Origin of the sequence: Ruegeria sp. Alg231-54 (assembly GCF_900143525.1) — a bacterium.
GTDB lineage: Bacteria > Pseudomonadota > Alphaproteobacteria > Rhodobacterales > Rhodobacteraceae > Ruegeria.
This window is the reverse complement of sequence record NZ_FREZ01000007.1, coordinates 183,315-197,978: the sequence shown is the minus strand read 5'-3', so window position 1 is coordinate 197,978 and position 14,664 is coordinate 183,315. Positions and strand designations below refer to the sequence as shown.

Genomic DNA, 14,664 nt, shown 5'->3' with positions numbered 1-14,664 from the left:
GTTTTGACGAGGCTTAGCGGTCGTAAAAAAGTAATTACTTTAGGGACCGTTTAAAGGCGGTCCACTTGCCCGGTTTGATGCCCTCTCGGGCCTCATCCGGCGAAGCGCCCAGCGCGAGCGCGTCGTGATAGTGCGTCACGGCGGCATGGTTCCGAATCGCTAGGGCCGTCTCTTTCACCGCCATGTCGATGGCGTCACGCCGGGGCATCTTTCCAACCTGTTCCTCAATGATGGCGAAAGCACGTTCGATACGCTCGGCGGCTCTGCGTTTTGTCGTGGAACCCCCTACGGAGCGCATCCGCTGCCTGACGATGGGTGCCGCATCCTCATGGGCGCTGCGCGCAAACGTATAGGCCGCATTCGCTTCGATGTGATCCTCTCAGGGGTCAGGCCCGTCGAGGTTCAGCAGACGCAGCGCAGCGAAGTCCAGCGCGCCCACCTCACCCGGTGGCAGCGCCGCCAGTCGCTCGGCCTCTTTCCGGCTCACTTTCAGGCGGCGCATGATTTCGGCGATGGTATCGACGCGCTGGGCGTTGGCGAACGGGTTGGGTTTCGGCTTGGTCATGACCAACCCCCTAGCGCCACATCCGTCTCACGCTCGGCCTGTGGGTCTATGATGCTGGCGAGGAGACGGCCCCACGCCATCATGACGGCGGCTTGTTCCCTGCGCCGTTCCGCGCGCTGATAGACGCCCAGAACCCCGCCTCGTGTCCCGCTCTGCATGTGGTTCAGAACCGCATCCACAACACTCTCGGGAAAACTGGCCCCACTCTCGCCCAGCAAGCTGGCGAATGTGCGCCTCAAATCATGAATGGTCCAATCGGTGACGCTCCGCGTTCCCTCATGGATGATGCGGTTCAGGTTCGACTGGCTGGCGAACACGCGGCCCGACCGGTTTGGGAACACCGGCCCCTTGGGGTTGACCTCCCGGCGACGTTCGAGGATTTCGCGCGCCTGTGGCGGCAACGCAAAGCGGTGTTCCACCCCGTTCTTGGTCGTGGTGTCGGGCTGGGTCCATTCGGTCAGGTCCGCGTCCATCTGGTCCCATGTCAGGGCCAGCCCCTCGCTGATGCGGCACGGGACGCAAATCATGAAGCGCAGGAAGTCACGGCGCACCGGGTCAAGGTTTTCGGCCTCCTGCCAGAGCGTGTGCAGTTCCTCGGCGCCCAGGACACGCGCGCGGGCCGCACCCGTGGCAGGACGCTCCACCATCAGGGCGATGTTGCCGTCGATCATCTCCTCGGCCACGGCGTAGTCGAGGAACCGTTTGATGGCGAGGTAGCGAATATTCCAGTTCGTCCCAGCACGGTTTCTGAACAGGGCGCGCAGCGGCTTGATGGTGATGCAGTCGGGTGTGAGGTCCATCACGCCCAGCGCGCTCAGGACATGCTCGGCACCGCGCCGGATTGAACCCACGTAAGCCTCGTCCAGCTTTCGACCCTTGCGGGCCTTGGAACGGCGCTCGGCGAAATCGGCCATAAACGGGTCCATCAGTTCGCGGCACGTCATTTGTGCCTGTCGTTCGGCCACGCGCTGGGCGGTCTCGCGGCGTTGGTCCTCAACCGGGTCCGCACCACCACGCACCGCAGCCTTGGCGGCTACGGCGGCGGCTCTGGCCTCCTCAAGGGTCAGTTCCGCGTGATTGCCAAGGGTGAGGGTGCGGGTCGGGTAGCGTTTGCCGTCTGGGCGGGTGCCGCGCGGCTTGTACTGAAAGCGCCACGCCTCGCTGCGCTTGTTCACAGCCAGCGCAAGGCCCTCCACCTGCGTGTCTCTCAATATGATGGGCGTGGGCGCACCGGCCTCACGTTTCCGCACGGCGGCGGCAAAGGTTTTCTTGTTAATCGTCATAGCGTCATCCTCGGTACATCATTCAGGTGCGGACGCTATGCGGACAATACATGCGGACACTAGCGGAAATCAATGCGTGGCCTGCGGAAGTCGTGGGTTTTCTTTTGCCTTTTTTACTAGCTTTATCGCCTTTCAGTGCGAGGGCTTACGAGGTTTGGTGCATATGATGGTCTATCACATGCCATTTCCGGCGGCCGGCTTCGTTGAACCCCGTGGCGATGGGTTCCGCTTTGTGCCCGTCAGCTATCAGATGATGGGATAGTTCCCTAGTATCCCGGGTCCGGCCGCACCTTTGAACCATCTGTAAATCGGGACAGGCGAAAGGCGGCCGGATCAACGCATGGCGTCGTTTCACAAACCAGATCAGCCATTAAACGTCCGGCTCCGGGGCCGATCCCAAATCCATGGCCTGAAAACCCCGTGGCGATGAACATACCCGGCATGGTATCGACTGAGGATATCACCGGAATGGCGTCCGGGGTGACGTCGATTAAACCTGCCCAGCTTTGAACGATCTCTGCCTGCTTCAGCGCCGGGAACCCTTTGCGCGCGCGTGCCCATGTCTGCCTCAGGACCTTGGCTGAGGGCTCAGGGTCCAGCACACGGCAATGTTCGAATGGCGTGACGTCGGTGTGCAACCATGATCGGTCTTCGCTCGCCTCTGCCGCCCAGCGCTTGGAAAGCCTGAACCGCAGGGATCGCCATTCCTGTCGGAACGCCGAAACAAACTGCAGCGCAAGCCGAAAACTATCCGGGACAATATCAACCGTATTCTCGTGCCCGGATGCAAGTGAATAACCGCCATCGGCCCTTTTTCGCATCGCGAAGTCATCTGACCATATTGCTGTTTCCGGCCCGTTCACCGGTGAAGTGCGTAAGACCGTGTTGAGAACCTTAAGCTGTGGCAGGTCAATCCCCGCATTGCCCGCAAACAGCCGCGACCACGCGCCTCCGGCAAGAACCACCCGTGCACAAGCCACCCGACCACGTTCGGTAAACACACCTGAGACATAACCGTTCTCGACATCAACGCTGCGCACTGCGCAGTTGGTCATCAGGCACGCCCCTTTGTCTCGTGCGGCTTCAGCGATCGCAGGGGCGGCCCATTGCGGTTCAGCCCGTCCATCCCGTGGCATGTGCAGGGCAACTTTCAACCCCGATTGATTGTCGGGCAGCAAGCCATCCAGTTCAGCACCCGAAACCATCTGAGCGCCAGTGTGCAGACCTTCAACATGGCGCATCCAGCGTTCAAGATTTGCATGATCCCGCTTCCCCGAGGCGCCAAAAAGGATGCCGGAACGCGCAAACCCGGTTTGGCGCCCTGTGCGTTGATCCAGATCCTGCCAGATCTGCTGCGCTTCTAGCATGAGCGGGATTTCCCGAGGGTCCCGCAGCCCCAAACGCACCCATCCCCAGTTTCGGGAACTTTGTTCGCCCGCAATATGGCCTTTTTCGCACAGCAAAACCGACGCGCCCCGCTCTGACAGCTCTAAAGCTGTTGATGCGCCGATGATCCCGCCGCCTATGACCACAACGTCAACAGACTTGGGCAGATGCAGATCAGGTTCTACAGGAGTTGGTTTTGGGCCGGGCATCCGCCGCTCTTACTTCATTGCTCGGACTGCAATGAATGCGCGGTATCAGGCAATAGGCAACATGCCGCCTGATGCACGGATCACAATTTTCACAAGCTGTGGTTATAGTGCCAGAATGATCTGTGGCACTGTTGGATTGAACAGGTCCAGGCCGTTAAGCCGCGCCGCAGAGTTCAGCCCACTTCTGACGCAATGTGGCTGTCAGTCCGGCATCGTTGCCGGACAAATCTTCACCCATGCTTTCTTGTGAAGGCAGTTCAGGCAGAACCGAAGAGGCCACAGATTCCGCTGGTTCCGATTTTTGCTCTGACGGCATCTCAGCCCCCAAAAGGTCGGCAATGGCAGAATCAACCTGATCTTCGTCTAGTTCATGACCCATGGTTTCCATCGAACGCCACGGAAGTGGCGAGTGGAGTGGTCTATCGTATTGCTCACGCATTTTCACACCAAATCGTTAACACAGACACGCAATTCATGATGCGTAACAAACAAAACTCGCTCATAAACACCGAGGCACTTAAGAATGCGCCGCATCTGCCCCACATGAGGCGGCAATTAAGCTAAAATGTGTCAGAAAAATGTCCAGATTTCAAGCGTGTCAAAAGGCCTAAGCCGAATCTAGATACGCACTGCCCCCGCCATAGGGACAATGAACAAAAGTGTGCCATCAAGCACCATTTTTGGAAACGATCGGAGACTTAAAAAATACGCGTGGTTTCAGCTCAAGACCGATCACGCCAACGATTCACAATCGGGTATCTGCGATCCAACCAGAAGGCTCGCTTGGTCAAGCGCGTGCCTGGTGCGGACTGGAACCGCTTGTATTCGCTGATATAGATCAGATGCTCTACGCGACGGGCGACATCTGCTTCGAATCCTGCTGCTTCGCAATCAGCGATCGAGCCATCGCGGTCGACCAGGATTTCCAGGATCGCGTCCAGTTCCGGGTAGTCCGGCAGGCTGTCACTGTCTTTCTGGTCTTCGCGCAGCTCGGCACTGGGGGGTTTATCGATGACCGACGGTCGGATCACCTCACCTTCGGGGCCCATCATCCAGTCACGGTGATTGGCATTGCGCCAGCGGCATGTTTCGAACACGCGCGTTTTATACAGATCCTTGATCGGGTTATAGCCGCCATTCATGTCGCCATAGATGGTCGCGTAACCCACGGCTACCTCGGACTTGTTGCCCGTGGTCAGCAGCATTTCACCAAACTTGTTCGAGATCGCCATCAGCAGCAAACCGCGCAGGCGGGATTGGACGTTTTCCTCGGTCAAATCCGCCTCGAGCCCGGCAAACAAAGGTGCAAGAGTGTCTGTCACCGCCGCCCGACTATCCGAGATCGGAACATAGTCGTAATGTACGCCCAGCGCCTTGGCGACGGCTTCGGCGTCATCCAGCGAGGCCTGGCTGGTGTATTCCGACGGAAGCATCACGCAACGGACGTTTTCCGCACCGATTGCGTCAACGGCAATTGCCGCGACCAACGCCGAGTCCACTCCACCCGATAGCCCCAACAACGCCTTTTTGAAGCCGGTCTTGCCCATGTAATCGCGCAGGGATTGGACCATAGCGTGATAGTCCTGCTCCCATTCATCCGGCTGCGGCACAACTTCAGCAGGCACAATACGCCAACCCTCATCACCGCGCTCCAAATCGACATGTGTTACGGCCTCATCGAAGACCGGCATTCGAAAGGCCAGTTCTCCGCCCGGATTCAGGCCGAAAGTCGCGCCATCAAAAACCTGATCGTCCTGACCGCCCACCATGTTCAGATAGATCAGCGGTAAACCGGTCTCGACCACACGGGCGACCATATGGTTCAGGCGCACATCATATTTGTTGCGAAAGTAAGGTGAACCATTGGGGATCAGCAGAAACTCGGCCCCGGTTTCTTCCAGTGTTTCCGAAACATCCGGGTGCCAGCTGTCTTCGCAAATCGGGCTACCGATCCGCGAGTTGCCAACCGAGTACGGCCCCCCCAACGGGCCCGCGTCGTACAGGCGCACCTCGTCGAACACGGTTTCATTCGGCAAGTGATGTTTCAGCACCTTGCTGCCGATGCGACCGCCCTTGAGGATCAGGTAGGCGTTGAAAAGCTTACCGTCTTCTGTCCACGGACCGCCAATTGCTATGGCGGGTCCATCGGCACATTGCGCAGCCAGCGACTGAACCGCTGCCATGGCCGCTTGGTGGAACACCGGCTTCATCACCAGGTCCTGGGTGTTGTAACCGGTAATGAACATTTCGGGGAAAGCCACAAGGTCGGCACCAGCTTCACGCCCCTGCTTCCACGCCGCAAGCGCCTTGTCCAAATTGCCTTGGATGTCCCCAACAATGGGATTGAGTTGTGCCAGAGTAATGCGGAAACGGTTGGCCATGCTGCCCTCTTGCCCTCGTCAGTCCTAATGCCATTTAGCAGATCGCACCGCGAGTGAAAGTCAAATGCGGCAAAACACGTTGCTCTGTCCGCACGGGTATCTTAGTTTTGCTTTAAAACGTGACAACCGGGCAAGGCAGGAAAAACCATGAACGCTATCCGCATTTCTTTGGCCGCCACGGCGATGGCTTTGCTGGCCACATCCGCCTTTGCGCAGGACGGGCAGGTTATCGTTGCGGATGATGATGTTGGCGGCGTGTACGAGGGCACTTTCCTGAACGGCCTGCGCCACGGCGAGGGCACTTACCGCCTGCCGAACGGGTTCGAATATGTCGGCGAATGGGTCGAAGGCGAAATTCAGGGCAACGGCATAGCGCGCTATGTCAACGGCTCGGTCTATGAGGGGATGTTCGCGAAGGGGCAACCCGAGGGACAGGGCAAGATCATCTACCCCGACGGCGGCAGCTATGAGGGGGATTGGGCCGATGGATCGATCAACGGAACCGGAGTTGCTAAATACACCAACGGCGTCCAATACGAGGGCAGCTTCAAAGACGCCCGCTATCACGGCAAAGGCGTTCTGACCGACCCCAGCGGTTACGTCTACGATGGCGACTGGAAGGATGGCGTCAAGCACGGCGAGGGCAAAATCACCTCGACGCAAGGCAGCGTCTACGAAGGGCAAATCAACAACGGCCTGCGCGATGGCCAGGGTACTCTGACCGTTCCGGATGGCATGACATATACCGGTGATTGGTCTCAGGACCGCATGACCGGCAAGGGCCGCTTGTTGCAGGCCAATGGCGACCTTTACGAGGGCGATCTGGTTGATGGGCGCCGTCAGGGCAATGGCAAGGCCACCTATGCCAACGGCGCGACTTATGAGGGCGAATATGCCGATGACCGCCGCCATGGAAAAGGACGCTTTCTTGGGACCGACGGGTTTGATTACACCGGCGAATGGGTGGACGGCCAGATCGAAGGGCTGGGTGAGGTCACCTATCCTGACGGCGCGACCTATACCGGTGATTTCAGCGCAGATCTGCCGCACGGCAAAGGCGTTCAGACCTATCCGGATGGCACCGTTTATGACGGCGAATGGACGGCTGGCATCTTTGAGGGCAACGGCAAAGCCACGTATCCCAACGGTGTTGTTTACCAAGGGAAGTTCAAGAACGGCCTGAGCCATGGCACGGGCGTTCTGACATTCGCGAACGGGTATCGGTACGAAGGCGACTGGGTAGATGGCGCGCGTCAGGGCAAAGGCAAGGCGACCTTTCCGGACGGAACATCCTATGAAGGTGATTTCCAAGACGGTCAGCGTCACGGCGAGGGAACTATAAAGACCCCACGCGGATTCAGCTATACCGGCGGCTGGGCCGAAGGCAAAATCAGTGGTCAGGGTGTGGCAACTTATGCTACCGGTGACGTGTACGAAGGCACCTTTCTGGATAACAAACGCCACGGCAATGGCACGATGCGTTATGCCAATGGCCTGGAAGAAACCGGCGTTTGGGAAAACGGAGTCCTGCCCAGTGAGAACGTAAGTGCGCCCGACGCGACGGATACCGAAACCGAGCCTGATACATCCGCCTCTGACGGGTAATCAAGCTACCAGGGTACTGGCTTTCCAGCCCAGTCAAAAAACCCACCCGTATCAACAGGGTCCAAGGCGGCTGCGACGGCTAGCAAGTTCCCAGCGGCCTCATCAGGCGCAACCGCTGGGTGCCGCCCGACATATTTCCGGGTGAATGCTGTCGTGACCGTACCGGGGTGCAAGGCGACGCAGATCGCCTGTTTATGGCTCCGGGCAAGCTCGATCGCGGATGTGCGGACAATCTGGTTCAGCGCCGCCTTGGACGCCCGATAGCTGATCCATCCACCAAGCCGGTTGTCACCAATCGACCCCACGCGTGCAGACAAAACGGCAAGGACGGCGCGCCGGTCGCGCGGCAGCAAGCGCGCGGCATGCGCAAGAACTAACGCAGGTCCGACCGAATTCAGCGCGAACTGATCCATCATCGCCGGCGCGGATAGCAGTCTGATGGTTTTCTCGGGGGTGGCACCATTAACCTCAAGAGCGCCAGTCGCGACCAGGATCAGGTCGAACGGACCGGAAACGCCCGCCAGCGTCCGATCTACGATCTCGGGGTCGGTCAAATCAAATCCGTCCTGTGACCGGGACAATGTGGTGACGTCGACCGACTGTTGCCGAAGCCGGTTGGCAATTGCACCTCCGATCCCACCCGAGGCGCCGATGATAAGTGCTGTTTCCATGCGGGTTGAACTAGCCGTCGGCAATGCGTGATCAACACATGTGGGAAAAAAGAAATCTCTTCATATGCCGGAGGAAAATTCGTTCTTTTCATTCCCACCGCGCGATGTATAACCTCAACCCCATGATCAACCGCGCAGATATCATGATTGCCGACACCGCCCTTCGCGGTGCGTCTCTGCGTGGCCTACTGATCCTAATCCGCCTCTGAGCGTGCCATCCGGCGCGCCCGCTCAGAGGAGGACGCCCGCGCGCCATAGGCTTTAGGACAGAAGAAGAAAGAGAATCCCATGACCAACGTGACCGACCAAGACCGCGTCTTGATCTTTGACACAACCCTGCGCGATGGCGAGCAAAGCCCCGGCGCAACTATGACCCATTCGGAAAAGCTGGAGATTGCCCAGCTGTTGGACGACATGGGCGTCGATATCATCGAAGCGGGGTTCCCAATTGCCTCCGAAGGTGACTTCAAGGCCGTATCCGAAATTGCCGAACGGTCAAAGAACAGCCGAATCTGCGGCTTGGCCCGCGCCAATTTCGCCGATATCGACCGCTGTTGGGAAGCTGTGAAACATGCTGGCAAAAGCCGCATCCACACCTTCATCGGCACCTCACCGCTGCACCGTGCCATCCCGAACCTGACACAGGACGAAATGGCCGACAAAATCCACGAAACGGTCAGCCATGCGCGCAATCTGTGCGAAAACGTGCAGTGGTCGCCGATGGATGCTACGCGGACCGAGTGGGATTACCTCTGCCGCGTGATCGAGATTGCGATCAAGGCCGGTGCGACAACGATCAACATTCCTGACACGGTCGGCTACACGGCACCGATGGAGTCTGCTGATCTGATCAAACGTCTGATCGAAACGGTTCCGGGCGCGGATGAGGTGGTCTTCGCGACCCACTGCCACAACGACCTCGGCCTGGCGACCGCGAACTCGCTGGCTGCCGTTGCGGGTGGTGCTCGTCAGATTGAATGTACCATCAACGGCCTTGGCGAACGCGCCGGCAACACCGCGCTGGAAGAGGTGGTGATGGCACTGCGTACACGCAATGACATCATGCCCTGGAACACCGGCATCGACACGACCAAGATCATGCATATCTCGCGCCGGGTCGCGACGGTGTCGGGCTTCAACGTGCAGTTCAACAAAGCCATCGTCGGCAAGAACGCCTTCGCGCATGAAAGCGGTATCCATCAGGACGGCATGCTGAAGAACCGCGAAAACTTTGAGATCATGCGCCCGGAAGACATCGGTCTGTCCGGCACGTCTTTGCCGCTGGGCAAGCACTCGGGCCGTGCGGCGCTGCGTGATAAGCTGAACACGCTGGGTTATGAGGTTGGTGACAACCAGCTCAAGGACATTTTCGTTCGGTTCAAGGAACTGGCCGACCGTAAGAAAGAAGTGTTCGACGACGATCTGATCGCGTTGATGACGCTGGATGATGACGACGGCAACGATCACCTGCAACTGGTTTCGATGAAGGTTACCTGCGGAACCGTCGGCAAGGCCGAAGCCACCATCGAGATGGAAGTAGGCGGCAAGGAAATCATCGCCACTGAACAAGGCGACGGCCCGGTCGACGCTGCCTTCCGCGCCATTCGAGTTGTGCATCCGAATACGGCGCATCTGCAGCTTTATCAGGTGCACGCCGTGACCGAAGGTACGGACGCGCAGGCCACGGTATCGGTGCGTCTGGAAGAGGACGGCATGATCGCAACCGGCCAATCCGCCAACACCGATACAGTCGTGGCCTCGGCCAAGGCGTATATCCACGCGCTGAACCGCCTGATCGTGCGCCGTCAAAAGGCGGGCCCGGGCGCTGACACCCGGGAAATCAGCTACAAAGATCTCACTTGAACAAAAAAGAGGCGGTCGATTGTCGACCGCCCCTTCTCTATTATCTCCAGTCGCATTACGGCCAATAGAACAAGGTCAGATCTGCTGGCTTTTCTGTCCCGATCAACGAGTAGTCATACACCGGCGTGTCGTTGAGATCGTTCAGCCCCGATACTGCATACCCTTCAGTTGGTATGAAGTTCGCGTCATAGTTCAGATCATAATCCCCGTTTTCGTCGTGAAACGCGATAACAGCAAAATACCCGCTGTCGAGGTCGTGAAAGTCGAAGCGGAGCGGGTCCTCGGACGCTGGTGCTTCAAGATAACCAGCAGCTTTGGTGTAATCCATGTTGTCGAAGGCTGTCGCCTGGTCAAAGGCCATGACAATCACGTTGCCCTTGGTGCTCCGCGCACCGTGCAGATTGACGGTCAGACCCTTGTCTTGCGAGGTCCCTGTGGTGGAAGCCGCTGCTTGGTCAATATCTGTGGTGAACCCCGAGGCGACCCAGGCGCCTCCGACAAACAGACCTGCCGTCACGATGGCCGCCACGATGCGTTGTGTGTTGTTTGGCATCTTTTGCGCTCCTACGCCTTACTTAGCGGGTTTACTCTGTTTACGACCGTTCTTTGGCTGCCAGCCCGGAGGTCCGAAGAAAACACCCAGCTTGTTGCCGAACCCCGGCATGTTCCGGACATCCTTGAACAGGCGGGCAAAGCCGTGAAGGAAGGCGACGAAGGGATTGATCGAGTCGATCGGTTTGACGAGGCCATAGACCACCTCTTCCTTTTCTTCCTCGAACGTTCCGAACATGCGGTCCCAGATGATCAGAATCCCGGCATAGTTCTTGTCCAGGTATTTCGGGTTTGATCCATGGTGAACGCGGTGATGCGACGGCGTGTTGAAGATGTATTCAATCGGGCGCCACAGCTTTTTGATAACTTCGGTATGCAGGGCCGTCTGATACAGCTGCACCAGCAGTTCCGCGACCAGCACCATGAATGGGTTGAACCCCAAAAGCACAAGCGGCAAGTGGAAAAACAACGGCCAGAAGCCATCCAGCGGACCATGGCGATAAGCCACTGATATATTGAAGAAGGGAGAGCTATGGTGAACCGAATGCGTTGCCCAGAGGAAGTTGATCCGGTGCAGAATCCGATGCTCCCAGTAATAGGCCAGGTCTGCAAGGATCAGCACGATGATGAACGAAGCCCATGTTGTCGGAATATCGAACACGGCAAATTGCGAAGCCCAGACATAGGCCCGATATAGAAACCAGCCAACAGAACAAAGCTGATACTGATAAAGAAAACGAGCGTAATGAAATTGGTGACGGTGTCACCCATCATCTGCCAGTTCAGCTTTTTGACGACTGCGTATCGGATCAATTCGAAGGCCAGAAAGGCCATGGCGAAAACGAAGAACCAATCGTCAATCAAGGTTTCCCAGTAATTCAGATGAAAGTCACTGATATGGCGGCTTAGGAAGTCCATCGAAGCAATCCGATTCCCGCTTATTGTCATGCATGACAGTTTATTTACGAGATCACCGCCGGAAATCAAGGTCCCGGCGGTGAAAAAACGGTTTCTCCTGCAAGTCCATTGCTGTCACAGCAGATTTTTCTCCTGCGTGGCATACTTTGGGAAAACCCCATGTGATCACTGATTGCTCATCCGCGCAGTTTGCCGAACAGGCCGTCCAACGTTTCGGCGCACTCGTTCAGACCATAGGGCGCGTTCACTACAAACATTCCCGATCCAACCATACCGTGCCCTTCACGCGCGGCCGGAAAGTGGACCTCGTGGTGCAGAACCTTGGCGAAATCCCGTTTCGCCAAAGCGTCGCGCATGGCCTGATGCCGTCCATTGGCCAGTATCGGATACCACAGCGCGATCACACCCACATTCCATTTCCGATTCAGCGATGCGATGATGCCGGGCAGTCTGTCATAATCGGATTTGACCTCATAACTTGGATCAATCAGCAAAACGCCACGGCGCGGCGTTGGCGGCAGCAGAGATTGGGCCAGTTCAAAGCCATCCTGCCTATAGGTCCGGGCCCCGGTCGTGATCATGGCGTCAGACAGCGCCCGGTATTCCTGCGGATGCAATTCAGCAAGATGCATCTTGTCCTGCGGACGCAGCAGGTTCGCCGCGATCAAGGGCGACCCCGGATACGCCGTTTTGCCATACCGATCATGCACAGCGACAATGGCCCTGCTCAGGGGATGGTCGGCGTCAAACCAGCCTTCAGTCAACGCACGTTCAATTCCCACAGCTGCTTCACCGGTCTGAACGGCTTGATCCGAGTCCAACTGGTACAACCCCCGCCCCGAATGGGTTTCGATGTAGCTCAGCGGTTTGTCTTTTTGGGTCAGATAGGCCAACGTTTCTGCCAAAATTGCGTGCTTATGGACGTCCGCAAGGTTACCTGCGTGGTAAATATGTTGATATGAGAGCATGATGCCTTCTAAAGTCCCTGCAATTAAGGCGGAAAGGTGCTGATTGTCGCGGAATCAGCCCTTTTACCGGGCGAGTTGGCACCCTATAAGTCATCCGTCCCGGAACCGTCGAGTCGCGGGCAGTAGAAAACTGACATACAGGATCAGGGAAAAATATGGGGATCTTTGGCAATCTGGGCGGCCTGTTCACAGCGGACATGGCTATCGACCTTGGTACAGCGAACACGCTGGTTTACGTCAAGGGCCGCGGTGTTATCCTGTCTGAACCCTCTGTGGTGGCGTATCACGTCAAGGACGGCGTGAAAAAGGTTCTGGCTGTTGGCGAAGACGCCAAGCTGATGCTGGGCCGGACCCCCGGATCGATCGAAGCCATCCGCCCGATGCGCGAAGGCGTGATTGCCGACTTTGATACTGCAGAGGAAATGATCAAGCACTTCATCCGCAAAGTGCACAAGCGGTCAACTTTCTCGAAACCCAAGATCATCGTCTGCGTCCCCCATGGCGCGACCCCCGTTGAAAAGCGCGCGATCCGGCAATCGGTTCTGTCCGCAGGCGCCCGCCGCGCCGGTCTGATTGCCGAACCTATTGCAGCCGCGATTGGTGCCGGCATGCCCATCACCGACCCGACCGGCAACATGGTTGTCGATATCGGCGGCGGCACCACCGAGGTTGCTGTTCTGTCGCTGGGTGACATCGTATATGCCCGCTCGGTCCGCGTTGGCGGTGACCGTATGGACGAGGCGATCATCTCTTACCTGCGCCGCCAGCAGAACCTGCTGGTCGGTGAATCCACGGCCGAGCGGATCAAGACCACCATCGGCACTGCGCGCATGCCCGACGACGGCCGCGGCCAGTCGATGCACATTCGCGGACGCGACTTGCTGAATGGTGTGCCCAAGGAAATTGAAATCAGCCAGGCCCAAGTGGCCGAGGCGCTGTCCGAACCCGTCCAGCAGATTTGCGAGGCGGTAATGACCGCACTGGAAACCACTCCGCCTGATCTGGCGGCGGACATCGTGGACCGGGGCGTGATGCTGACCGGCGGCGGTGCGCTGTTGGGTGATCTGGACCTTGCCCTGCGCGAACAGACTGGCTTGGCCGTGTCGATTGCCGACGAAAGCCTGAATTGTGTGGCTTTGGGCACCGGCAAGGCGCTGGAATACGAAAAACAACTGCGCCACGCGATTGACTACGAAAGCTAAGGCGCGCACCCTTTACCACATAGGGTAAATTCGGCACGAGCAGCACGGGAAGGAGTCCTGTGGCAAAAGACCGATCACAGCGCGATGAATACACAACCCCCTTGCGCCGCCTGCTGCTGGGGATTGTTGTGTTGTGTCTGCTAGGCATCTTTCTGATCTGGCGGATCGACAGCCCGCGTGTGGAACGGTTTCGCGCACAGGTCGTGGACAGTGTTGTGCCGTCGATGGAATGGGCCATGGTTCCGGTCACCGCTGCCGTCAATCTGGTGCGCGATTTCCAAAGTTATCAACGACTGAGTGATCAGAACCAGGAATTGCGCAGCGAATTGCGTATCATGCGTGCCTGGAAAGAGGCCGCGCTACAGCTGGAACAGGAAAATGCCCGCCTATTGGATCTGAACAATGTGCGTCTTGATCCGCGCCTGACCTATATCACCGGGGTGGTCATGGCCGATAGCGGCTCGCCCTTCCGCCAGTCGGTCCTGCTGAACGTGGGTGAGAGAGACGGGATCAGGGACGGCTGGGCCACCATGGACGGGATTGGCGTGGTCGGCCGCATCTCGGGCGTTGGCCCCGACACCGCGCGTGTCATCCTGATGACAGATGCATCCAGCGCTATACCGGCCACAATTCAACCGTCTGGCCAAACCGCCCTGATCACCGGCGACAATACCCAATCCCCATCGGTGGAGTTTCTGGAAAACCGCGAACTGGTACGTCCGGGCGACCGCGTGGTAACCTCGGGTGATGGCGGCGTGTTCCCCGGAGGGCTGCTGATCGGGCAGATCACCGAAGACCCTGGTGGGCGTTTGCGGGTGCGTCTATCCGCAGATTTCGAACGGCTAGAGTTCCTTCGCGTTCTGCGCTTCCACTTGGCCCCGGTGATCTCGGATCCGGGCGGCATCGTGGGTCCACGGCAACCCGAGGCCGCCCTGACCCCGCCGGAGGTCGGCGATGGATAGGCAAACCTCGCATCTTTGGCTCAAACGCTGTTTGTACGTGTTTCTGGCGTTACTAATTATGTTCCTGCATCTTCTGCCTCTGGATACACAACCGGACCG

At 58.1% G+C, this 14,664-nt stretch carries 15 protein-coding genes and 1 pseudogene; 5 read left to right on the top strand and 11 right to left on the bottom strand.

Going from position 1 to position 14,664, the window contains the following annotated elements:
- Positions 1-34: 34 nt before the first annotated feature.
- The 3 genes from DHN12_RS14370 to DHN12_RS14360 all read right to left on the bottom strand — a co-directional run bounded on the left by DHN12_RS14370 (position 35) and on the right by DHN12_RS14360 (position 1,848).
- Positions 35-298, bottom strand: a complete 264-nt coding sequence (locus tag DHN12_RS14370; RefSeq protein ID WP_108860818.1) for a hypothetical protein — start codon at positions 296-298, stop codon at positions 35-37.
- Positions 299-379: 81 nt separating this feature from the next.
- Positions 380-565 carry a hypothetical protein gene (locus DHN12_RS14365; RefSeq protein ID WP_108860817.1) on the bottom strand — a complete coding sequence of 62 codons (186 nt, stop codon included), beginning with the start codon at positions 563-565 and terminating at the stop codon, positions 380-382.
- Positions 562-1,848, bottom strand: coding sequence for a site-specific integrase (locus DHN12_RS14360; protein WP_108860816.1), 1,287 nt, complete (start codon positions 1,846-1,848; stop codon positions 562-564). The genes DHN12_RS14365 and DHN12_RS14360 overlap by 4 nt, the downstream gene beginning before the upstream one ends.
- 157 nt (positions 1,849-2,005) lie before the next feature.
- Here DHN12_RS14360 and DHN12_RS24830 point away from each other — a divergent pair.
- A pseudogene (locus tag DHN12_RS24830) lies at positions 2,006-2,110 on the top strand (MBL fold metallo-hydrolase); the annotation flags it as partial.
- Positions 2,111-2,114: 4 nt separating this feature from the next.
- Here DHN12_RS24830 and DHN12_RS14350 read toward each other — a convergent pair.
- From DHN12_RS14350 to DHN12_RS14340, 3 genes are all read right to left on the bottom strand, one after another.
- A complete protein-coding gene (locus tag DHN12_RS14350; RefSeq protein WP_108860815.1) occupies positions 2,115-3,443 on the bottom strand; it encodes an FAD-binding oxidoreductase in 1,329 nt (442 codons plus the stop codon).
- Between the two features lie 154 nt (positions 3,444-3,597).
- Positions 3,598-3,822, bottom strand: coding sequence for a hypothetical protein (locus tag DHN12_RS14345; RefSeq protein WP_108860814.1), 225 nt, complete (start codon positions 3,820-3,822; stop codon positions 3,598-3,600).
- A gap of 343 nt (positions 3,823-4,165) precedes the next feature.
- Positions 4,166-5,824, bottom strand: a complete 1,659-nt coding sequence (locus DHN12_RS14340) for an NAD+ synthase (protein WP_108860813.1) — start codon at positions 5,822-5,824, stop codon at positions 4,166-4,168.
- 147 nt (positions 5,825-5,971) lie between these two features.
- On the opposite strand from DHN12_RS14340, the gene DHN12_RS14335 reads away from it, so the two are divergent.
- Entirely contained in the window at positions 5,972-7,429 is a 1,458-nt protein-coding gene (locus tag DHN12_RS14335) for an MORN repeat-containing protein (protein WP_108860812.1), read from the top strand.
- Between the two features lie 5 nt (positions 7,430-7,434).
- Here the strand turns inward: DHN12_RS14335 and DHN12_RS14330 are convergent, their stop codons facing one another.
- Positions 7,435-8,100, bottom strand: a complete 666-nt coding sequence (locus DHN12_RS14330; protein WP_108860811.1) for an SDR family NAD(P)-dependent oxidoreductase — start codon at positions 8,098-8,100, stop codon at positions 7,435-7,437.
- A gap of 288 nt (positions 8,101-8,388) precedes the next feature.
- Here DHN12_RS14330 and DHN12_RS14325 point away from each other — a divergent pair, with 288 nt between their 5' ends.
- A complete protein-coding gene (locus DHN12_RS14325; RefSeq protein ID WP_108860810.1) occupies positions 8,389-9,963 on the top strand; it encodes a 2-isopropylmalate synthase in 1,575 nt (524 codons plus the stop codon).
- Positions 9,964-10,018: 55 nt separating this feature from the next.
- On the opposite strand, the gene DHN12_RS14320 is transcribed toward DHN12_RS14325, so the two are convergent.
- The 4 genes from DHN12_RS14320 to DHN12_RS14310 all read right to left on the bottom strand — a co-directional run bounded on the left by DHN12_RS14320 (position 10,019) and on the right by DHN12_RS14310 (position 12,401).
- The gene (locus DHN12_RS14320) at positions 10,019-10,516 is read right to left on the bottom strand and encodes a DUF2141 domain-containing protein (RefSeq protein WP_108860809.1); all 498 of its coding nucleotides are present in this window, start codon (positions 10,514-10,516) and stop codon (positions 10,019-10,021) included.
- An 18-nt stretch (positions 10,517-10,534) separates the two neighbouring features.
- Positions 10,535-11,176, bottom strand: coding sequence for a sterol desaturase family protein (locus tag DHN12_RS14315; RefSeq protein WP_199913511.1), 642 nt, complete (start codon positions 11,174-11,176; stop codon positions 10,535-10,537).
- Complete coding sequence (locus tag DHN12_RS24630; protein WP_234416647.1) at positions 11,131-11,433, bottom strand: hypothetical protein; 303 nt, start codon at positions 11,431-11,433, stop codon at positions 11,131-11,133. The genes DHN12_RS14315 and DHN12_RS24630 overlap by 46 nt, the downstream gene beginning before the upstream one ends.
- A gap of 176 nt (positions 11,434-11,609) precedes the next feature.
- Positions 11,610-12,401 (bottom strand): 23S rRNA (adenine(2030)-N(6))-methyltransferase RlmJ, encoded by a 792-nt coding sequence (locus tag DHN12_RS14310; RefSeq protein ID WP_108860808.1) that lies wholly within the window; start codon positions 12,399-12,401, stop codon positions 11,610-11,612.
- A gap of 155 nt (positions 12,402-12,556) precedes the next feature.
- On the opposite strand from DHN12_RS14310, the gene DHN12_RS14305 reads away from it, so the two are divergent.
- Positions 12,557-13,603: a rod shape-determining protein gene (locus tag DHN12_RS14305; RefSeq protein ID WP_039523195.1), complete on the top strand. Its 1,047-nt coding sequence runs from the start codon at positions 12,557-12,559 to the stop codon at positions 13,601-13,603.
- Positions 13,604-13,662: 59 nt separating this feature from the next.
- Entirely contained in the window at positions 13,663-14,565 is a 903-nt protein-coding gene (mreC, locus tag DHN12_RS14300; RefSeq protein ID WP_108860807.1) for a rod shape-determining protein MreC, read from the top strand.
- Positions 14,566-14,664 lie beyond the last annotated feature (99 nt).

Coding starts and splice junctions, on each gene's coding strand:
- DHN12_RS14335 (WP_108860812.1), top strand. CDS start 5,972: ATGAACGCTATCCGCATTTCTTTGGCCGCCACGGCGATGGCTTTGCTG.
- DHN12_RS14310 (WP_108860808.1), bottom strand. CDS start 12,401: ATGCTCTCATATCAACATATTTACCACGCAGGTAACCTTGCGGACGTC.
- DHN12_RS14330 (WP_108860811.1), bottom strand. CDS start 8,100: ATGGAAACAGCACTTATCATCGGCGCCTCGGGTGGGATCGGAGGTGCA.
- DHN12_RS14305 (WP_039523195.1), top strand. CDS start 12,557: ATGGGGATCTTTGGCAATCTGGGCGGCCTGTTCACAGCGGACATGGCT.
- DHN12_RS14350 (WP_108860815.1), bottom strand. CDS start 3,443: ATGCCCGGCCCAAAACCAACTCCTGTAGAACCTGATCTGCATCTGCCC.
- DHN12_RS14345 (WP_108860814.1), bottom strand. CDS start 3,822: ATGGGTCATGAACTAGACGAAGATCAGGTTGATTCTGCCATTGCCGAC.
- DHN12_RS14360 (WP_108860816.1), bottom strand. CDS start 1,848: ATGACGATTAACAAGAAAACCTTTGCCGCCGCCGTGCGGAAACGTGAG.
- DHN12_RS14325 (WP_108860810.1), top strand. CDS start 8,389: ATGACCAACGTGACCGACCAAGACCGCGTCTTGATCTTTGACACAACC.
- DHN12_RS14370 (WP_108860818.1), bottom strand. CDS start 298: ATGCGCTCCGTAGGGGGTTCCACGACAAAACGCAGAGCCGCCGAGCGT.
- DHN12_RS14340 (WP_108860813.1), bottom strand. CDS start 5,824: ATGGCCAACCGTTTCCGCATTACTCTGGCACAACTCAATCCCATTGTT.
- DHN12_RS24630 (WP_234416647.1), bottom strand. CDS start 11,433: ATGGACTTCCTAAGCCGCCATATCAGTGACTTTCATCTGAATTACTGG.
- DHN12_RS14320 (WP_108860809.1), bottom strand. CDS start 10,516: ATGCCAAACAACACACAACGCATCGTGGCGGCCATCGTGACGGCAGGT.
- DHN12_RS14365 (WP_108860817.1), bottom strand. CDS start 565: ATGACCAAGCCGAAACCCAACCCGTTCGCCAACGCCCAGCGCGTCGAT.